17 protein-coding genes are annotated in these 17,273 nt (G+C 69.4%); 7 read left to right on the plus strand and 10 right to left on the minus strand.

All coding sequences use genetic code 11. From position 1 onward, the window contains the following. Nucleotides 1–35 precede the first annotated feature (35 nt). Entirely contained in the window at nucleotides 36–1,574 is a 1,539-nt protein-coding gene (locus tag FNH24_RS30755) for a choice-of-anchor G family protein (protein WP_161606403.1), read from the plus strand. A 93-nt stretch (nucleotides 1,575–1,667) separates the two neighbouring features. Then, the gene (locus FNH24_RS30760) at nucleotides 1,668–3,047 is read left to right on the plus strand and encodes a copper amine oxidase (protein WP_217428644.1); all 1,380 of its coding nucleotides are present in this window, start codon (nucleotides 1,668–1,670) and stop codon (nucleotides 3,045–3,047) included. Nucleotides 3,048–3,151: 104 nt separating this feature from the next. On the opposite strand, the gene FNH24_RS30765 is transcribed toward FNH24_RS30760, so the two are convergent. Next, nucleotides 3,152–5,053 (minus strand): glycoside hydrolase family 76 protein, encoded by a 1,902-nt coding sequence (locus FNH24_RS30765; protein ID WP_152366071.1) that lies wholly within the window; start codon nucleotides 5,051–5,053, stop codon nucleotides 3,152–3,154. A gap of 94 nt (nucleotides 5,054–5,147) precedes the next feature. Here FNH24_RS30765 and FNH24_RS30770 point away from each other — a divergent pair, with 94 nt between their 5' ends. Beyond that, a complete protein-coding gene (locus tag FNH24_RS30770; protein ID WP_152366072.1) occupies nucleotides 5,148–6,638 on the plus strand; it encodes a TIGR03560 family F420-dependent LLM class oxidoreductase in 1,491 nt (496 codons plus the stop codon). Between the two features lie 7 nt (nucleotides 6,639–6,645). On the opposite strand, the gene FNH24_RS30775 is transcribed toward FNH24_RS30770, so the two are convergent. Further along, the gene (locus tag FNH24_RS30775) at nucleotides 6,646–7,398 is read right to left on the minus strand and encodes a phosphoglyceromutase (protein ID WP_152366073.1); all 753 of its coding nucleotides are present in this window, start codon (nucleotides 7,396–7,398) and stop codon (nucleotides 6,646–6,648) included. Nucleotides 7,399–7,442: 44 nt separating this feature from the next. Continuing rightward, a complete protein-coding gene (locus tag FNH24_RS30780; protein WP_152366074.1) occupies nucleotides 7,443–7,826 on the minus strand; it encodes a YciI family protein in 384 nt (127 codons plus the stop codon). Nucleotides 7,827–8,045: 219 nt separating this feature from the next. Between FNH24_RS30780 and FNH24_RS30785 the strand changes: the two genes are divergently transcribed. Beyond that, nucleotides 8,046–8,798 (plus strand): SDR family NAD(P)-dependent oxidoreductase, encoded by a 753-nt coding sequence (locus FNH24_RS30785; protein ID WP_152366075.1) that lies wholly within the window; start codon nucleotides 8,046–8,048, stop codon nucleotides 8,796–8,798. Nucleotides 8,799–8,828: 30 nt separating this feature from the next. Further along, nucleotides 8,829–9,311 carry a PPOX class F420-dependent oxidoreductase gene (locus FNH24_RS30790; protein ID WP_152366076.1) on the plus strand — a complete coding sequence of 161 codons (483 nt, stop codon included), beginning with the start codon at nucleotides 8,829–8,831 and terminating at the stop codon, nucleotides 9,309–9,311. A gap of 66 nt (nucleotides 9,312–9,377) precedes the next feature. On the opposite strand, the gene FNH24_RS30795 is transcribed toward FNH24_RS30790, so the two are convergent. The 3 genes from FNH24_RS30795 to FNH24_RS30805 form a co-directional block, all read right to left on the minus strand. Next, nucleotides 9,378–9,728 (minus strand): nuclear transport factor 2 family protein, encoded by a 351-nt coding sequence (locus FNH24_RS30795; RefSeq protein ID WP_161606404.1) that lies wholly within the window; start codon nucleotides 9,726–9,728, stop codon nucleotides 9,378–9,380. A gap of 74 nt (nucleotides 9,729–9,802) precedes the next feature. After that, nucleotides 9,803–10,612, minus strand: a complete 810-nt coding sequence (locus FNH24_RS30800) for a sugar phosphate isomerase/epimerase family protein (protein ID WP_175047933.1) — start codon at nucleotides 10,610–10,612, stop codon at nucleotides 9,803–9,805. A 90-nt stretch (nucleotides 10,613–10,702) separates the two neighbouring features. Next, nucleotides 10,703–11,215 (minus strand): YbjN domain-containing protein, encoded by a 513-nt coding sequence (locus tag FNH24_RS30805; protein WP_152366079.1) that lies wholly within the window; start codon nucleotides 11,213–11,215, stop codon nucleotides 10,703–10,705. A gap of 89 nt (nucleotides 11,216–11,304) precedes the next feature. Here FNH24_RS30805 and FNH24_RS30810 point away from each other — a divergent pair, with 89 nt between their 5' ends. Then, the gene (locus FNH24_RS30810; RefSeq protein ID WP_152366080.1) at nucleotides 11,305–12,108 is read left to right on the plus strand and encodes an NAD(P)H-binding protein; all 804 of its coding nucleotides are present in this window, start codon (nucleotides 11,305–11,307) and stop codon (nucleotides 12,106–12,108) included. Between the two features lie 425 nt (nucleotides 12,109–12,533). Here the strand turns inward: FNH24_RS30810 and FNH24_RS30815 are convergent, their stop codons facing one another. The 3 genes from FNH24_RS30815 to FNH24_RS30825 form a co-directional block, all read right to left on the minus strand. Next, nucleotides 12,534–13,874: a serine hydrolase domain-containing protein gene (locus tag FNH24_RS30815; RefSeq protein ID WP_152366081.1), complete on the minus strand. Its 1,341-nt coding sequence runs from the start codon at nucleotides 13,872–13,874 to the stop codon at nucleotides 12,534–12,536. A 42-nt stretch (nucleotides 13,875–13,916) separates the two neighbouring features. Further along, complete coding sequence (locus tag FNH24_RS30820) at nucleotides 13,917–14,498, minus strand: P-loop nucleotide/nucleoside kinase family protein (RefSeq protein WP_152366082.1); 582 nt, start codon at nucleotides 14,496–14,498, stop codon at nucleotides 13,917–13,919. A 64-nt stretch (nucleotides 14,499–14,562) separates the two neighbouring features. After that, complete coding sequence (locus FNH24_RS30825) at nucleotides 14,563–14,940, minus strand: winged helix-turn-helix transcriptional regulator (RefSeq protein ID WP_152366083.1); 378 nt, start codon at nucleotides 14,938–14,940, stop codon at nucleotides 14,563–14,565. 115 nt (nucleotides 14,941–15,055) lie between these two features. On the opposite strand from FNH24_RS30825, the gene FNH24_RS30830 reads away from it, so the two are divergent. Beyond that, nucleotides 15,056–15,928 carry an NAD(P)-dependent oxidoreductase gene (locus FNH24_RS30830; protein ID WP_152366084.1) on the plus strand — a complete coding sequence of 291 codons (873 nt, stop codon included), beginning with the start codon at nucleotides 15,056–15,058 and terminating at the stop codon, nucleotides 15,926–15,928. A gap of 30 nt (nucleotides 15,929–15,958) precedes the next feature. Here FNH24_RS30830 and FNH24_RS30835 read toward each other — a convergent pair whose 3' ends face one another. Then, entirely contained in the window at nucleotides 15,959–17,083 is a 1,125-nt protein-coding gene (locus FNH24_RS30835) for a GTPase family protein (RefSeq protein WP_170304551.1), read from the minus strand. Nucleotides 17,084–17,273 lie beyond the last annotated feature (190 nt).

Genomic DNA, 17,273 nt, shown 5'->3' on the forward strand with positions numbered 1-17,273 from the left:
CGGGAAGGCCGTCCTGGAGGCCGCGGGGCAGGCCGTTGGCCATCGTCTCGGCCACGGCCCTCATGATCGGCACCGTCGGGCTCTCCCCGTCGGCGGCAGTCGGGAACTTCCAGGACGAGGCCGCCGAATCTGCGGCCAGCATCCTCGCGTCGTCGGTCGGAGGCAATGACCTCGTCGGCGTCGCCGCGACCTCCGCGGGGCTGAAGTCCTCCCCCGGCGCCAACAACGATGCTTTGAACGTGGACGTGCTGGGTGACCAGGTCGTCCAGTTCGGTGACGTCTCGATCCCGCTGAACGACGTGATCGACTTCGGCGCGATGGGCGCCCTCGGCAGCTCCAGCGAGGCCGGCTCGGCCACCGCCACCCGCTCGGTGAGCGGATTGCTGGCGGAGGGTGGCTCGGTCAAGCTGAGCGGCGACGACGCGTCCTTCGGGGCCGCGACCATCAACCTGCTCTCGCTGTCGGAGTCCGCGGGGGTCGAGGGACTGACCGATCTCGCGATCGACCAGCTCGAGTTGAAGCTCGGCGCCTTCGGTTCCGAGGTCGTGGTCGAGGACGGCAAGATCCTCGATCCCGACGGTGTCGGCGGCCCGGGTCAGTACCGGGTCGGGCAGGCGGACCTGCTGCTCCGCTCGCCGCTGGTCGGGGATGCCGCCAACGGCATCTACGGCGCGGCCGGCGCGGTGGACACGACCGTCGAAGACCTGGTGAACAAGAACCTCGACGTCGACGCGCTGACCGGGCTGGTGTCCGGTGTCCCGGGCGTTCCGACGCCGACGGTCACCGTGGACAGCAACATGCAGGACACGCTGTTCCAGCGGGTGTTGAACCAGCCGATCACGTCGCACAACAAGGTCGTGACGATCGACTTCTCCACCGGTGAGCTGCAGATTCACCTGGATCAGGTGGTCGGCAAGGGCGGGCTGAACGCCCAGGAGCCGAACGCCGAGCTGATCTCGTCGGAGATCTACCCGCTGATCGCGGAGAGCATCCACGACATCATGCACGACATCACCAACCTGCTCGTCGGCGCGATCGAGGACTCGCTGAACGCGGTGACGATCACGGTCCAGTTCGCCGACGACAAGGGTCTGGTGGGCGGCAACCTGGACGTCACCTGGACGTTCACGCTGGCCGACATCGCCTCCGGTGATCTCGGCGAGGTGACCGACAACAGCAGCGGCCTGATCGGCGGCACCGCCGGCACCGCGCTGGCGACGGCGATCCAGACCCTGGGCAGCACGGTCGGACCGGTGCTCGCCCCGGTCTACGAGTTGATCATCAGCGACGCCGGCGATCACATCTTCGAGTTGGTGATCAACGACATCAAGTTCGGGATCACGTCGTCGATCGTCAACATGCTGTCGCCGCTGTTCGAGGTGCTGAACGGGTTCGTCTCGCTCCAGGTCAACCACCAGGAGATCGGCACCTGCGAGAACTCGGCCGGTGAGGACGTGACGAACAGTCTCGATCTCTCCGCGCTGAGCCTCGGCCTGGCCCGGTCGGCCGACGGTGGTCGCCTGAATCTCGGCAACTCGTCGACCCGGTTCACCCCCGTTGGGTGCTCCAGCTAACCGCACGGACGGGTAGCCGCCGGCCAGGACGCTGATCGGCGGTGCAGGAGGTAAGAGGCATCGGCCCTCCGGGAGAAGGTTCCCGGAGGGTCGTTGCTTTTCGTCAGCTACGGGGAGTCGATCATCATCATGTTGCGCATCGCCGGCCGAGGCCGGATCCTGATCATCGCGGCCGTGCTCTGCGGCCTGGTCGTCGCGGGCGTCGTGATCGCCGCGACCCGCGCGCCCGGCAGCCCGGCCGACAAGCCGATTGCCACCACCCTGGACTGCCCGGCCAACCAGCCGATCGCCAAGGCCCTGTCCAGCGGTTCGTCCTGGGCGATGTGCTGGCGGATCGATCCCTATTCCGGCCTGACGCTGGAGCAGATCCACTTCACGCCGGTCGGCCGGGCACCGATCCAGATCCTCGACTCGCTGGCGATCGGTCAGCTCGAGGTGCCGTACGACACCGGCGAGCGGACCACCGAGGACATCACCGATCACGGCTTCGGCGGCCGCAACCTGCAGAGCCTGGTGGAAACCGAGTGCACCGGCGAGCTGCAGACCACGTTCGTGCCCAACTTCGGCGACGGCAAGGTCGGCGGCGGCGAGGATCGGCCGGTGCTCTGCATCGAGGAGGTCGACACCGGCATCGCCTACCGGGCCCAGTCCGGCGGCAAGGTCGACGTCGCCCGCGGCACCGGGCTGAGCCTGAGCACGATCTCCAAGGTCGGCTGGTACGAATACGTCAACAGCTACGTCTTCGGCGCCGACGGCTCGATCCGGCCCGCCCTCGGCGCCACCGGTGATCTCTCGCCCGAGGACTACACCGACGACCCGTTGCAGGGCCGGCCGGTCGGGCCCGGCAACAGTGATCAGGCCGCCACCCATTCGCACAACGCCGTCTGGCGGCTGCACTGGGCCCTCGGCGGTCGTGGCGGCCAGCGGGTCGAGCAGTACGACGCCGACTTCACCGGCCGGACCGGGCCCAAGTCGCCCGAGCTCTCCGGCGAGCTGACCCCGATCGCGGCCGAGACCACGCGCACGCTCGAGAACCGCCGCTGGTGGCGGATCGTCAACCCGGCGGTGCTCAATGATGATCAACACCCGATCTCGTACCAGATCGAGATCGGCGACACCGACTCCTATCGGTTCAGCGACGAGTCCCATGATCATCAGGACGGCCAGTCGCACGAGCCGGCCTACGACATCGCCTTCAGCCAGTTCGCCGAGTGCGAGCGCTTCGCCACCAAGAACCGCGACTGCCCGCAGCGCAGCGTGCTCGGCTACGTCGGTGATCAAGCACCGCTGGACGACGTCGTCTCCTGGGTCGCCGTCGGCTTCCACCACGTCGTCCGGGACGAAGATCAGAGCCCGATGGACCTGCACTGGCAGGGATTCACCCTGCTGCCACGCGACCTCACAGCGCAGCGAGCCGATCTCCCCGAGGGCCGTACCAAGATCAACGGCAAGCCCGAACCCGGGTCGCGCTAACTGCCGTTGGAGGGGAAGGTTTGGGAGTCCGTTCCCTGAGCTCGTCGAAGGGCAGGCCACATCACCCTTTGCCCTTCGACAGGCTCAGGGAACGAACACCGTCGTCAGCTGAAGTCGGCCGTGACGTGATAGACCCGCCCGCCCCAGCCGTCGTCGGGGAAGGAGTCGCGGACCCGCAGGTAGACCGGACTCGTGGGCCCGTCCGGGGCCAGATAGGGGGTCAGGTCGATGGAGTGCTCGGCCTTGTTGGAGCCGTCCCTGATCTCCTCATCCTCCCGGAGCACGGTGGTCCAGTCCTCGCCGTCGGAGCTGACGTCGACCAGATACTGGTTCTCGATCAGCACCGTCGCCTCGGCGGCCGTCGTCCCGGCCGGGAACGGGAAGCGGTAGACGAAGTAGCTGTTCCCGTCGGCGAACCGGCTGGTCGGACCGTTGTTGCCGGACCCGTCGGCGTCCCACAGCCAGGGGATCTCCGCGGCCGTACCGGTGTCGAGGTCGATCGAGCGGGCCACCTGGATCTCCGCCCGGGCCGAGAACTCGAGTCCGGGATGCGCCGTTGCCGTCGCGGTCACCGGATAGGTTCCGGCTTCGACGCCGGCCGGGATCTCGACGGTCACCGGCACGCGGTGGTCGGCCGGCTTCGCGTTGCCGTCCGGTCGGAGCCGGAACCGGTCCCGGACCGGGGTCACGGTCCAGCCCGCGGGCCCGGCGACGACGACCTCCCCGTCGAGGGGCCGACCCTTGCCGGTCGCCAGCAGGTCAAGATCAAGTTCCACCGTGGTCGGCGCACCGGCCGCGGGCAGGATCGCCGTCCGGGCCGGGCTCAGGGTCGCCGACAGTGATCGCCGCGGCGTGCGTTCCGGAACGGCCGCGATCAGAGCACTGAGCGCGCTGGCCTGGGTCCGCCAGTCGAAGCTGTTGGGATGATCATCATTGGTGCCGCCGGCCCAGCGGACACCGAGCCGGTTGGCGACGTCGCGATCATGGTCCCAGATGCTCTCCGACTGCGTCCGGACGAAGTCGCGATAGCGCTGCTCGCCCGTCGTGTCGGCCAGCTCCATCAGATAGCGCAGGAAGATTCCCTTGAACTGCTTGCCGTTGTCGTCGCAGGTCCGGTCGAGCGCGTCGCAGGCCTCGGTCAGGATGCCGTCGGTCAGCAGGCCGTCCTCGCGTAGCGCGGCGTCGGCGAACTCGCGCGCCTTGGCCAGGGCCCGTTTGTCGCCGGTGGCCCGCCAGATCTCGATCCCGGCGCCGATCGCCAGGCCCTGGTTGTAGGTCCAGACCGTCTGCCCGTTGTTGCCGCAGTCGTCGTTCAGACCGTCGTTGATCAAGCCCGCGGAGTTGATCATGCCACTGCCGAGATACCAGTCCCAGGCCTCCTCGGCCCGGTCCAACCACTCGCTGTCGCCCGGGATCCGGTTGTGCAGCTCCGCGGTGAGCCGGACCCACTGCCCGTTGGTGACCGCGTTCTTGTAGGTCCGCTCCTCGTTCCACCAGATGCCGCCGCCGCAGGTGCGCGGATCCCAGAACCTGTTCATGAACTCGGCGATGGTGACGGCCATGTCGAGATACTTCTGCCGGCCGGTCAGGTCGTAGGCCTGGATCCAGTTCAGCGCCCACCAGCCGGCATCGTCGATGGCCCGGCTGGTGAAGTTGCCGTAGATCTCGTCGGTGGACAGCTCTCCGGCCGGGAACGGCCCCTTGTTCGTCTCGAACGTGTGATCCAGCTGCTCCAGGTAGCGCCGGTCCCCGGTCCGCTCCATGTAGTCGCCGATCGTCTGCAGCGCCACCGCCGAATTCCACCAGCTCGACGGGAACCACGCCTTCTTCGTGTCGTACGAACTCATCAGCACGTCCGCCGCCACCCGCGCCCGGGCCAGCGCCGTCTCCGGCGGAACCGCGCCCTGCCCCGGCCGGCTCCCCTGCGCCACCCCCGCCCCCGCGAATCCGATGATCAACACCCCGGCCAACAGACCCGCCCCGAGCCGACGGAGTAGCAACGACATTGTGCCCCCACTTAATCAATCAGATGGATTTTTCTCATCCTCCCCCACCCGAGCGCTCGCGTCCACCCCTCGATCGCGGTGGGAGACTGCACGCATGACCGACGACGCGCGAGCGCTCCCGACGCCGTGCGTGGTGGTGCTGGTCGGCCCGGGCGCGTCCGGCAAGACGACCTGGGCGGACGCCCACTTTCCTGCCGGCGCGGTGGTTTCGAGCGATCGCCTGCGCGCGCTGGTGGGGGTCGCCGAGGACGACCTCGAGGCGAGCACCGACGCGTTCGCGCTGCTCGAGGAGGTCGTCGCGCGCCGGCTGGCCCGCAAGCTCACGACGGTGATCGACACCCTCGGCCTGGATGCCGAACGCCGTCGAGGCTGGCTCGCCCTGGCTCGGGCGCTCGGCCTGCCCTGCTACGCGGTGGCGTTCGACGTCCCGGCGAAGGAGTGCCGGGAGCGGAATCGGCAACGGACCAAGCGAATTCCCGCTGCCGCCCTGACCGCTCAGCTGCGGTCGTGGCCGGCCGTCCGCGACCAACTCGCCGGCGAGGGCTTTGACGGCGTGCTCCGGCCGGCCCGGATTCGGGCCGTGCCGGAGGCGTTCACCCGGGCCCCGGCGGCGGCCGAACGGCAGCGGCAGGACCCGAGCCGGCTGCGGTTCGGGCTGCAGCTCGCGACGTTCGACTGGCCGGGTGGAAATCCGGCTCTCCGGCAGCGGCTGACGGAGATCGCCCAAGCGGCCGAGGCGGCGGGCTTCGACGCGCTCTACGTGATGGACCACTTCCGCCAGATCCCACAACTCGGTCGCGCCTGGGACGCCATGCTGGAGAGCTACACGACGCTGGCGTTCCTCGCCGGCGTGACCTCCCGGATCCGGCTCGGCACCCTGGTCACCGGCGTCACGTACCGCAACGTCGGCCACCTCGGCAAGATCATCGCGACCCTCGACGTGCTGAGCGGCGGCCGGGCGGTGTGCGGGCTCGGGCTGGGCTGGTTCGAGGCCGAGCATCGCGCGTACGGCTGGTCGTTCCCGCCCGTGGCCGAGCGCTACGCATGGCTCGAGGAGGCGCTGCAGGTGCTGCCGCTGGTGTGGGGCAAGGGCGCGCCGGCGTTCCGGGGCGAGCACGTCAAGATCACGGAGGCCCTGTCGTACCCGAGGCCGCTGCAGGAGCGCATCCCGATCATCCTCGGCGGCAGCGGCGAACGGCGGACGCTGCGGCTCGCGGCACAGTACGCCGACGCGTGCAACGTCTTCGGCGACGCGGAAACCGTACGACACAAGGCCGAAGTGCTCCGCGCGCACTGCGTCGACCTCTCCCGGGACCCGGCTGAGGTCGCGGTGACCCAGCTGTCGACGGTCCTGATCGGGACGGACGACGAGCAGGTGTGGCGGCTCATCGAGGAGCACCGGCCGCGACGCCAGGATCCGGCTCGGTTCGCAGCGGCGGTCAACGCCGGAACGATCACCGACCAGGTGGGCAGATTCCGCGAACTCGCCGAAGCGGGGGCGAGCGAGGTGATGGTGCGGCTGCCCAACCTGGTCGACGCCACGGCTCTGGAGCCGATGGCCGACGTGATCAAGTCGTTCCGGTAACCGGGCGCTACTTCTTCTTGCCCTGGTTCTTCACGGCCTCGATGGCCGCGGCGGCAGCCTCGGGATCCAGGTAGCGGCCGCCGGGCGTCAGCGGCTTGAGATCCGAGTCCAGCTCGTACACCAGCGGGATCCCGGTGGGGATGTTGAGGCCCACGATCTCGGCGTCGCTGACCCCGTCCAGGTGCTTGACCAGGGCACGCAGGGAGTTGCCGTGTGCGGCGATCAAGGTCACCTTGCCCGCGCGCAGATCGGGCGCGATCTGGTCGTACCAGTAGGGCAGGGCGCGGATCAGCACGTCCTTGAGGCATTCCGTGCTGGGTCGCGCCTCGGTGGGCAGGCTGGCGTACTTGGCGTCGTTGAAGTTCGCGAACTCGTCGTCCGGCTTGATCTCCGGCGGCGGGGTGTCGTAGGACCGGCGCCAGGTCATGAACTGTTCCTCGCCGAACTCGGCCAGGGTCGCGGCCTTGTCCTTGCCCTGCAGGGCGCCGTAGTGCCGCTCGTTCAGACGCCAGGACCGGCGGGTGTCGATCCACATCCGGTCGGCGACCCCGAGGGCGATCTCGGCGGTACGGATGGCGCGCCGGAGCAGTGACGTATGGACCACGTCGGGCAGCAGGCCGGACTCGACCAGGAGCTGGCCGCCACGCTGGGCCTCGGTGATCCCCTTGTCGTTCAGCCCGACGTCGACCCAGCCGGTGAACAGATTCTTGGCATTCCATTCACTTTCGCCGTGTCGCATCAAGATCAAGGTTGAGGTCATGCCGCCGAGCCTATCGAGGGCCGATCCGCCGGCCACGAGGCGGCTCAATCGTCGGGCAGCGAGCGGCGCTCGCCGATCGGCCGATCGGCGCGGGGGAAGGCGAGCGAACCGGCGCGGACCCACCACTCCAGCACGTCGTACGCCAGCCGCCCGGCCCGGACCGAGGGGTCGTCGGCCGACAACCGGCCGGCCTCGGCCGGGTCGCAGGCGAAGATCGACAGGCCACGAAACGACAGGTCGCTCTGCGCCCCGAACGGACCGTTCACCACCAGCACGCCCTGCCGGGCCAGCTCGGCCCGGTAGGCGAGATGCCGCGCCTGCAGCGCGTCCAACTCCTCGTCCGGCAGCTCCGGCGCGTCGTCCGGCCGTCGCAACAGCACCATCGTGTAAACGTCGAACGCGTCGGGAATGTTGGGATCGCGTGCCATCGGTGCGCTCCTCCGGGTTCAGGGTTTCCGACGATAGCCATTCCAGAGCCTGGGCGTTCGTTCCCTGAGCCTGTCGAAGCATGTCCTGAGCCTGTCGAAGGAGGCAAGGACGATGACCCCGACGCTCGCCCGTTCGTTCCCTGAGCTTGTCGAAGCATGTCCTGAGCCTGTCGAAGGAGGCAAGGACGATGATCCCTACGGCTTTGGCATACTCCCAGCGTGACTGAGACCCGACCCGTGGCCGTGGTGACCGGAGCGAGTAGCGGGATCGGCGCGGCGACGGCCCGCCGGCTCGCCGCGGACGGCTACGGCGTGATCTGCGCCGCCCGCCGACTGGATCGAATCGTTGCTCTGGCCCGGGAGATCGACGGCGTCGCGGTGCGCTGCGACGTCACCGACCCGGCCGACGTCGCCGAGCTCGCCGACCGGGCCGGAACCGAGGTCAGTCTCTTGATCAACAACGCCGGCGGCGCCCTCGGGCTGGAGTCCGTCGCCGAGGCCGATCTCGACGCCTGGCAACGGATGTACGCGACCAACGTGCTCGGCACCGCAGCCGTGACCAAGGCCCTGCTGCCGACCTTGATCGACAACGCCGGGCAGGTGATCTTCGTGACCTCGGTCGCGGCCGACGGCGGCTACGAGGGCGGCGCCGGCTACTGCGGGGCGAAGGCGGCGGAGCGGTCGCTGGTCGAGACGATGCGACTCGAGCTGTTCGACCGGCCGATCCGGATCGCCGAGGTGTCACCGGGGATGGTGCACACCGAGGAGTTCTCGCTGACCCGGTTCGGCGGTGATCAACAACGCGCCGACGCCGTCTACGCCGGGGTGCCCGATCCGTTGACCGCCGACGACATCGCCGACTGCATCGCCTGGGTCGCCGCCCGGCCGGGCCACGTCAACATCGACCGGATGACCGTACGGCCTCGGGCGCAGGCCGCCCAGCACAAGGTCTTCCGGGAGCCGGCCCGCTGACCGTGACCGACCGGCGGTAACGTCAGCGTCATGGCCCGCAGCATCGCAACGTCTCGTACCGTCGACCGCGACGAACTCCTGGAATTCCTCAAGTCCCGGCACTCGATGGTGCTGGCGACCACCCGGTCCGACGGCCGGCCGCAGCTGTCACCGGTGACCGGCGGCGTCGACGACTCCGGCCGGATCGTGATCTCCACCTATCCCGGCCGAGCGAAGTCGATCAACGCCGACCGGGATCCCCGGGTGTCGGTCTGCGTCTTCTCCGAAGGTTTCAGCGACCCGTGGCTGCAGGTCGACGGCGACGCCGAGGTGCTGCACATGCCCGAGGCCGAGGACGGCCTGGTCGACTACTTCCGCTGCATCTCCGGCGAGCATCCCGACTGGGACGAATACCGGGCCGCGATGCGGCTACAGGACAAGTCCCTGATCCGGATCACCCCCACCCGCTGGGGCCCGATCGCCACCGGCGGCTTCCCCGCCGCCACCGCCGCCCGCCTAGACGCCCAACCCTAAACACCCCGAGTTGTCAGACTCTCACCACGCTATGGCGTGGTGAGAGTCTGACAAGTCGGGGTTGGGTTAGGCCTTCAGGGCGGCGGTGTCGAAGATCAGGGTGTCGGTGGTGATCTTGCCGTCGCGTACGGACACGTGGTCGGCGGCGCGAATGGTGCCGAACGGGCCGGTCCGGATTTCGTACACCACGACGGCGCTCCGGGCGTCGCCGTAGCTGCCGGTGATCTTGACCGAATCGACCACACCGGTGAACTCGCCGATGGCGGCCAGCACCTGGTCCCGGCCGGTCAGCTGCATCCGCGGGCTCTCGAAGACGATGTCGTCGGCGAGGCAGTCCGCGAGGGCGGTCAGGTCCCGTCGACCGAAGGCCTCGATGAACCTGACCGCCACGTCGATCGGCGCCGTCGAATCCGCCATGGTGTGCTCCTTCTGTCTCGGCTGGACGCTCATATCCAGTGAGACTCACCCACGGCGGAAAAGGAATCGCCTGGCTACTGCTCCGACTTCAGGGTGTCGGTGAGGAAGGCGAAGCTCTGCGCGATCCCGTCGAAGGTGTCGCCCTCGTAGTGGTCGTACTCGATCACGGCGTACGGGATCTCCAGCCCGGCCGTGAGCACGGCCGCCAGCTGCACGTCGCCCTGACCGGCCGGGGTCTGATCCGACGGCAGTTCGCGAGCGGAGATGCCGGGACGCATCGGGCCGTCCTTGACGTGCACGGCGACCACCCGGTCGCCGAAGCCCCGCAGCAGCGGCAGCAGCTCGGCGCCGCCGGCCTGCGCCCAGTAGAGGTCGACCTCGAGCAGCACCGACGGATCGAGCAGATCGGCGAAGGCCTGCAGCGCCGGCCGGCCGTCGATCTTGGTCGTCAGCTCGTGATCATGGTTGTGGTAGCCGACCTTGAGGCCGTATTCGGCGGCCTGGGCGGCGCGCTCATTGAGCCGATCCGCGTTGCGCTTCACGTCGTCGGCGGTCGCCCAGCGGTCCGGCGCGACGAACGGATCGATCACCACCTGCACCCCGAGGGCCTTGGCGGCGGCGAAGGTCTCCTCCGGCGGCGGCACGGTCAGCAGGCCGTCCGGGGTCTCCACCCCGGCGTCCTCGATCATGATCGCGTGCGCGGTCGGCGCCTTCAGCCCGTACTTGTCGAACGAGGCCTTCAGCTCGTCCACCCGGCGGACGAAGTCGAATGCCTCCACGGTGCGCAGGCCGATCTCGGCGATCCGGCCCAGCGAGCCGTCGAGGTCGGCCTCCAGCTCGGGATGGATGGAATAGAGCTGAACAGAGATCTCTGGTGTGGTCACGTCGATCGTCCCCTTCGTCATCGGTACCGGGCGGTCTTTACTCGGCCCAGGATTTCACCCGCGGGTCGGCGGTCGTCAGCAGACCCCGGATCAGCCGTCCGCCGGCGGCTCGCCGGGGTCGAGGTGGCTGAACGCCGCGAGGTTGGCGGTGGACTCGCCCCGGGAGCGGCGCCAGGCCCATTCGCGCCGGATGCTGTCGGCGAAGCCGGTCTCCAAGATGATGTTGAACATCGAGTCCGCGGTCTCGGCGACGACACCGAGGACCCGGTCGATCTCGTCCACCGTGACCGCAGGCAAGGGAATCCGGCCGGTCAGGTAGATGTCGCCGTCGGCGTCGACACTGAAGGCCACGCCGGACAGCTTGAGGTTGCGTTCCAGCAGCCGCCGGTAGACCGCTTCGTGATCTTGGTCCGGATTGCGGGCGACGAAGGCCCGGACCCCGACCAGGTAGCGGCCCACCTCCAGCCCGCACTCGGTGCGCAGCTTGCGGGTCCCCGGCAGCGTGACCGAGAACAGGCCCGGCGTCCGTTCCGACCACTCCAGACCCAGCTCGGACAGCGCGAGCCGGATCGTCTGCGCCGTCGCGGCCCGGTCCGGTTCCATGCCTCGCATCGTACGGGCCGGGCCGTTCGAGACGTTTCACCGTAGAGTGTACGATGATTCGCCCCCACCCCGATCGAAAGGGATCCCGCATGACGATCTTGGTCACCGGAGCCACTGGAAACGTCGGCCGCCTGGTGGTCGACGAGCTGATCGACCGCAACGCGCCGGCCATCCGGGCCCTCACCGTCGACCCGGACCGGGCGAAACTGCCGGCCGGCGTCGAGGTCGCCGTCGGCTCGATCCACAAGCCCGCCACGGTGCCGGCCGCGCTCGCGGGCGTGACCACCCTCTATCTCGCGCCGCACCCACCGACCGCCCAGGCGATCGTTGATCATGCCGTGGCCGCCGGCGTCCAGCGGATCGTCGACCTGACCGGCCCGGCCGGCTCCTGGTGGGACGAGATCGAGCCGATCGTCGAGGCCTCCGGGCTCGCCTGGACCCATCTGAAGCCGGGCGAATTCATGCCCAACGCGACGGTCTGGGCGGACCGGATCAAGACCCGGCGCGAAGTCCGGGACGCCTATCCCCAGGCCGCGAACGCGATGATCGATCTCGGCGACATCGCCGCGGCCGCCGCCGTGGCCGTGCTCGACGAGAGTCACTCCGGCCAGGCCTATCCGCTGACCGGCCCGGAATCGCTGACCAAGGTGGAGAAGATCACGATCATGGGTCGGGCGATAGGGGCCGACGTGCCGTTCGTCGAGATCAGCCGGGACGAGGCGATCGCGCAACTCGCGCCGACGATGGGCGACTACGCGGAGTGGTACGTCGACGGCGCCAAGGACCTGGTCGACCACCCGCAGCAAGTCGACCCGGCCCTGCCCAAACTGCTCGGCCGCCCCGCCGTCACCTTCACCCAATGGGCCGAGGCCAACGCCCACCAGTGGCGCTGACCGTTCGTCCCCTGAGCCTGTCGAAGGGCAAGCCAGGAGACCCTTTGTTCGTTCCCTGAGCCTGTCGAAGGGCAAGCCAGGAGATGCCTCGATCGGCCTACCGGCCAAAAGACGCACCAAGAGCGGACGGGTTGGCCTAGTCGGCGGGGAATCACACCCGGCCGCCGGTTCGGTGCCGAGTTTGGATGCGTTCGTCGAGTCGTCACTTCGGGCACGGACCGTCCCGGATCCACCAGCGGCGCGCTCAGGACTTCGCGCCCTTTACTCGTGCTTCGCGACCGTTGCAGGTGGGGCGAAGCCGCACAAAAGGGCGCGAAGCCGGCCTCGAACACTGGTGAGGGCAGTCCAGAGGCGGCACCGGGCTTGGCCCCCTTCGACAGGCTCAGGGAACGAACACCTTCACGTCCCCTGAGCCTGTCGAAGGGTCAGGACCAGGGGGTGGTGACGCCGCCGGGGAGGTCGGCGTCGGGGGCGTACGGGGTGCTGGTGAGGCGGAACGAGGCGAGGTCCCAGTGGTGCACGCGGCCGTCGCGGCGGACGGCGACCAGGGGCTCGCCGAGGTAGTAGCCGTCCAGCCCGATCCACCGGTCGTCGCCGTCGGGGCGGAAGCGGGAGCCGCGGCCGTAGCCGTGCGGGCGCAGCTCGAGCCAACCCTCGGCGGCGGTCCGGAGCTCGAACGGGGCCGGGCCCCAGTACCAGGTGCCGGTCAGCTCCAGCCCGGCGGACTGCGCCGCGTCGGCCGTCCAGACCGGCGGATCCGGTGGGGCATGCTCGGCGACCAGGTCGAGCAGCGCGTCGGCCAGGGCCGAGGAGAGCCCGGCGGTGGTGTTGCCGAGGATGATCGCGGCGTCGCCGTTGTCCTCGAGCCGCAGCGCCGCCAGGAAGCCGGGCATCGAGCCGCCGTGCCCGTACCGCCGCCGGCCGGCGACGTTGAAGATCTGCAGCCCGAGCCCGTACGCCGAGGTCCACGGCTCCTCGGGCAGATCGGCCAGCGCCCGCGGGATCCGCATCGCGGCGCGAGCACCCTCGGACAGCACGTCCGGGTTCCCGGCGTGCAGGAAGTGGGCCCAGCGACCAAGATCATCAACGGTCGACCAGAGTTGCCCGGCCGGGCCCATCGACTCGGCGTCGTGCTCCGGCTCGGCCATGATCAGATCAGAATGCGGGTGGACGGCCCACCCGGTGGCGTGCGGCGGCTGCGGCCGGATCGTGGTCCGGGTCATCCCCAGCGGCGCGAGGATCTCCGCGGCCAGCGCCTCGGGCCAGGGCCGGCCGCGGAGCTCGGTGATCAGCCGGCCCAACACCCCGAAGCCCACGTTGGAATAGTGGAACAGTCCCCGTGCCTCGCCCCGCAAAGCCAGCTGCGCTTCGAGATCGGGCCAGTCCTTCCCCGGCGAACGTTCCCACCACGGCGACTCGGTCTCGGCCCGGATGCCGGAGCACTGTCCCAGCAGGTCGATGATCCGGACCTGGCCGATCGGCGTGCCGGGCAACCGCTGCTCGAGTTGATCATGGAGGTCGAGCAACCCCTCGTCGGCCAGCCGGAGCACGCCGACGGCGACGAAGGTCTTGGTCAGTGAACCGATCCGATACTGCCAGTCGGTCCCGGCCACCGGCCCGCCGCGCCCGTCGCCGGACCCCACCGCCTCGGCCCAGGCGAGCTCTCCGCCGCGGACGACGCCCGCGACGACGGACGGCACCCGGCCGCGGGACTGCGCCTGCCGCAGGGCCTGGCCGAGCCGTCGGTTCAGGTCGTCGGAAAACATCAGGCCATCCTGCCGTACCGCCACGGCGGCCCGGCACGAGGCTCAGGCGGCCCAGGCCTCCGCCGCCGGCCGCAGCACCGACCGGATCAGTCCGGCGGCGTGATCGCGGTCGACCCAGTGCCACTCGGGCCAGACCGCCAACGCGTCGCGCCACTCGTCGGTCCCGGTCGCGTACGTACGCAGCGACGACCAGCGACGCCAATGGCCGTCGAAGCGATCCGGATCGACCAGCCGGCCGCGGGCCCGCTGCCCGGCCAGCGCCAGGTCCCGGTCGACGTCGATGAAGATCAACACCGGCCGCCAGCCGCGGAGCTGGGCCAACTGCCCGATGATCTTGAGCCGGGCCGGGCGAGTGGCCGGATCGTGCACCACGAGACCGTTCCGGCCGGCCGGGCCGCGCAGCAGCTCGGCGATCGCGCGGCTCTGGTGCAACGCGTGCACCATCGGCCGCAGATAGTCGTACGGCACCCCCGGCGCGATCGCGGACAGGCGGCGGCGTTCGTCCTCGGAGTCCAGGGCCTCGACCCCGCTGAGGTACGGCAGCGCCCGAGCGATGGCCGTGCTCTTGCCCGCCCCGGGCACCCCACCGACCATGATCAGCGGGGGTGCGTCTCCCCTGTCCATCCGACCTCCCTGGCCTTCCAGCGTATGCGGGCTCTGCGGCGGTCTCACAGCGATCAACAGCCGGCTAGGAGGACGTGTCGACCCGGTCCGGATGCGGGACCAGGCCGGCCCCGATCCGCCCGATCCGCTGCGACCCCCAGGCTCCGAGCGGCGCCAGCGCCTCGTTCAGCGAGCGGCCCTGATCGGTCAACGAATACTCGACCCGCGGCGGCACCTCGCGATACACCTCCCGGTGCACCAGGCCGTCGTGCTCCATCTCCCGCAGGTGCTGGATCAGCATCTTCTCGCTCACCCCGGGCAGCCCGCGCCGCAGCTCGCCGAACCGGCGGACCTCGTGCGCCTCCAGCTCCCACAGGATCAACGACTTCCATTTGCCGGTGACCACGTCCATCGCGGCGTCGATCCCGCAGATGTACGGACCGCGGCGTTCACTCCGGGTCATCGGATCCTCCCTGTCGCTCGAGTCCCCGCCGGAATCCAATACTTACTCCTAGGTGGGTATTGAACATAATAGTCGGTACTTGTGAAGACGACAGGGCTGACGCAGCATCGGTGGCATGACCAACCACGAACCTCTCGCCCTCACCGTGCTCGGCCTGGGCGAGATGGGTCGCGCCCTCGCTGCGGCCCTGCTCCCCGCCGGCCATCCGACCACCGTCTGGAATCGATCACCCGGCCGGGCCGACGAGTTGATCAAGGCCGGCGCCCACGCGGCCACGACGATCGGCGAGGCCGTCGGCGCCAGCCCGGTCGTGATCACCTGCCTGTACGACCACGCGTCGGTGCACGACGTCCTCGACCCGGTGACCGCCGACCTCGCCGGACGGACCGTGATCAACGTCACGACCACCACGCCGGAGCAGTCCCGCGAACTCGCCGAGTGGGCCCGGACCCGCGGCATCGACTATCTGGACGGCGGGATCATGGCCGTCCCCGAGATGATCTCCAAGCCCGGCTCGTTGATCTTGTACAGCGGCTCGGCCGAGGTATTCGACCGGACCGAACCCGCCCTGCGACTCTGGGGCGACAGCCGCTTCCTCGGCGCGGACGCGGGGCTGGCGCCGCTCTGCGACCTGGCCATCCTGACCCCGATGTACACGATGTTCGCCGGCTTCCTGCACGGCGCCGCCATGGCCGCCTCGGCCGGGGTCTCGGCGAGCGACCTGGCCGCCATGGCCGCGCCCTTCCTCGGGGCTGTGGCGCCCAGCGTGCACCACTTCGCCGAGGTGGTCGACGGCGGCGACTACGCCGCGCCGGGTCAGCAGAGCCTGGAGTTCTCCGACCTGAGTGACTTCGTCGCGGCCAGCGAGGCGGCCGACGTCGACCCGATCTTGATCAACGCGGTGCAGACGCTGATCCGGCGGCAGGTCGAGGCTGGGCACGGCAAGGACGGCTTCAGCCGGATCTATCAGAGCCTGCGCCGATCGTGATCAGGTCCGGCCGGGCATCGGGGACGACCGTCAAGCAGACTGCTTCGACCCCAGCGACAGCCGCCGCTTGAACTCCTCGGTGAACAGCTTCTTCACCTCGGCGGAGTCGAGCATCCGGCCGGCGGTCTGCAACTTGCCCTGGGCGACCCGCTGGCAGACGGCGAGCCAGGCCTGGCCCATGGCGTAGGTGAAGGTCGAGGCGACGGCGGCGCCGATCGCACCGCCGGCGATCGTCCCGGCGCCGGGGATCAGCTTGAGCAGCCCGGTGACCGCGGCCCGGCCGCCCTGGGTGGCCGCCGTGGTCGACGCGACGGCCATCAGGGCCGCCCGCTCGAACTTGATCTGGTAGAGCTGAGCGATCTTGGCCATCATGCCGAGCTGGATCGGCACCAGCAGCGTCGCGTCGGCGAACGGGATCGGCGTCGCCGCCGCGGCGGCGGCACTGGTCGCGGCGACCGCTATGAACTTGTGCGCCTGCTGCGCCTTCCGAGCCTGATCAATGGTCTGCGCCGCGGTGAGGGCTCCTTCGACTCCTTCTGGCGCAACGCGAAAGGTGGCATCGAGGACTTCCTTCAGCCCATGCGGCTGCTGCCCGGTGAACTCGTCGTAGCGGGCGTTGGTCAGGAACGGCCGACCGCCGGCGACCGGCAGCCCCTTGGCCATGATCATCTCGGCCAGCTGGACCGTGTCCGGGTGATAGCGACCGTCGCGCATCGGCACCTGGGTCAGCACCAGCACCACCGGCAGCCCAAGATCATCCAGCCGTTCGATGAACTCGGCCTCGGTGTCTTCGAACCGCCGGTCCATGCCGCGGACGCAGTACCAGGCGACGTGCAATTGCTCGCTCAGCGGCAGCTTGCGCATGTCCTTCATCGCCTTGTTCAGGTCGGAGATGATCGCCTTGTCGTCGCGACCGACCTCCAGCCCCTGGGTGTCGACGATGCCGAGATGGCCCACCTTGTCGAGATAGAGATGGCTGCCTTTGGTCACCGGCTCACCGATCCCGGTCCGCGCCACCTCCTCGCCGAAGATCGCGTTGATCAAGGTCGACTTGCCGACGCCGGTCTTGCCGAAGATCGCCAGATTGAAGCGGCCGAGGGCCGCCGACTGGCGATCGAATTCCTGCCGGAACGACTCCGTGAACGGGTCGATCATGGTCACCTCCACGATGCACCGATCTGGACGCGTCCAGCGTACGGTGCGGGCACCCCGGGAGCCGCGTGAGAGAACGTTCTCTGGCCAGGTGTCGACCCCGACGAACCCCCGGCTCGACCGCGGTGACCCGTCAGTTCTGGTCCGACACGCCGCCAAAACCGGTGCACAACTGACGGGTCGGCGAAGTTCG

This window comes from Microlunatus speluncae (assembly GCF_009299835.1).
GTDB classification, from domain to species: domain Bacteria; phylum Actinomycetota; class Actinomycetes; order Propionibacteriales; family Propionibacteriaceae; genus Microlunatus; species Microlunatus speluncae.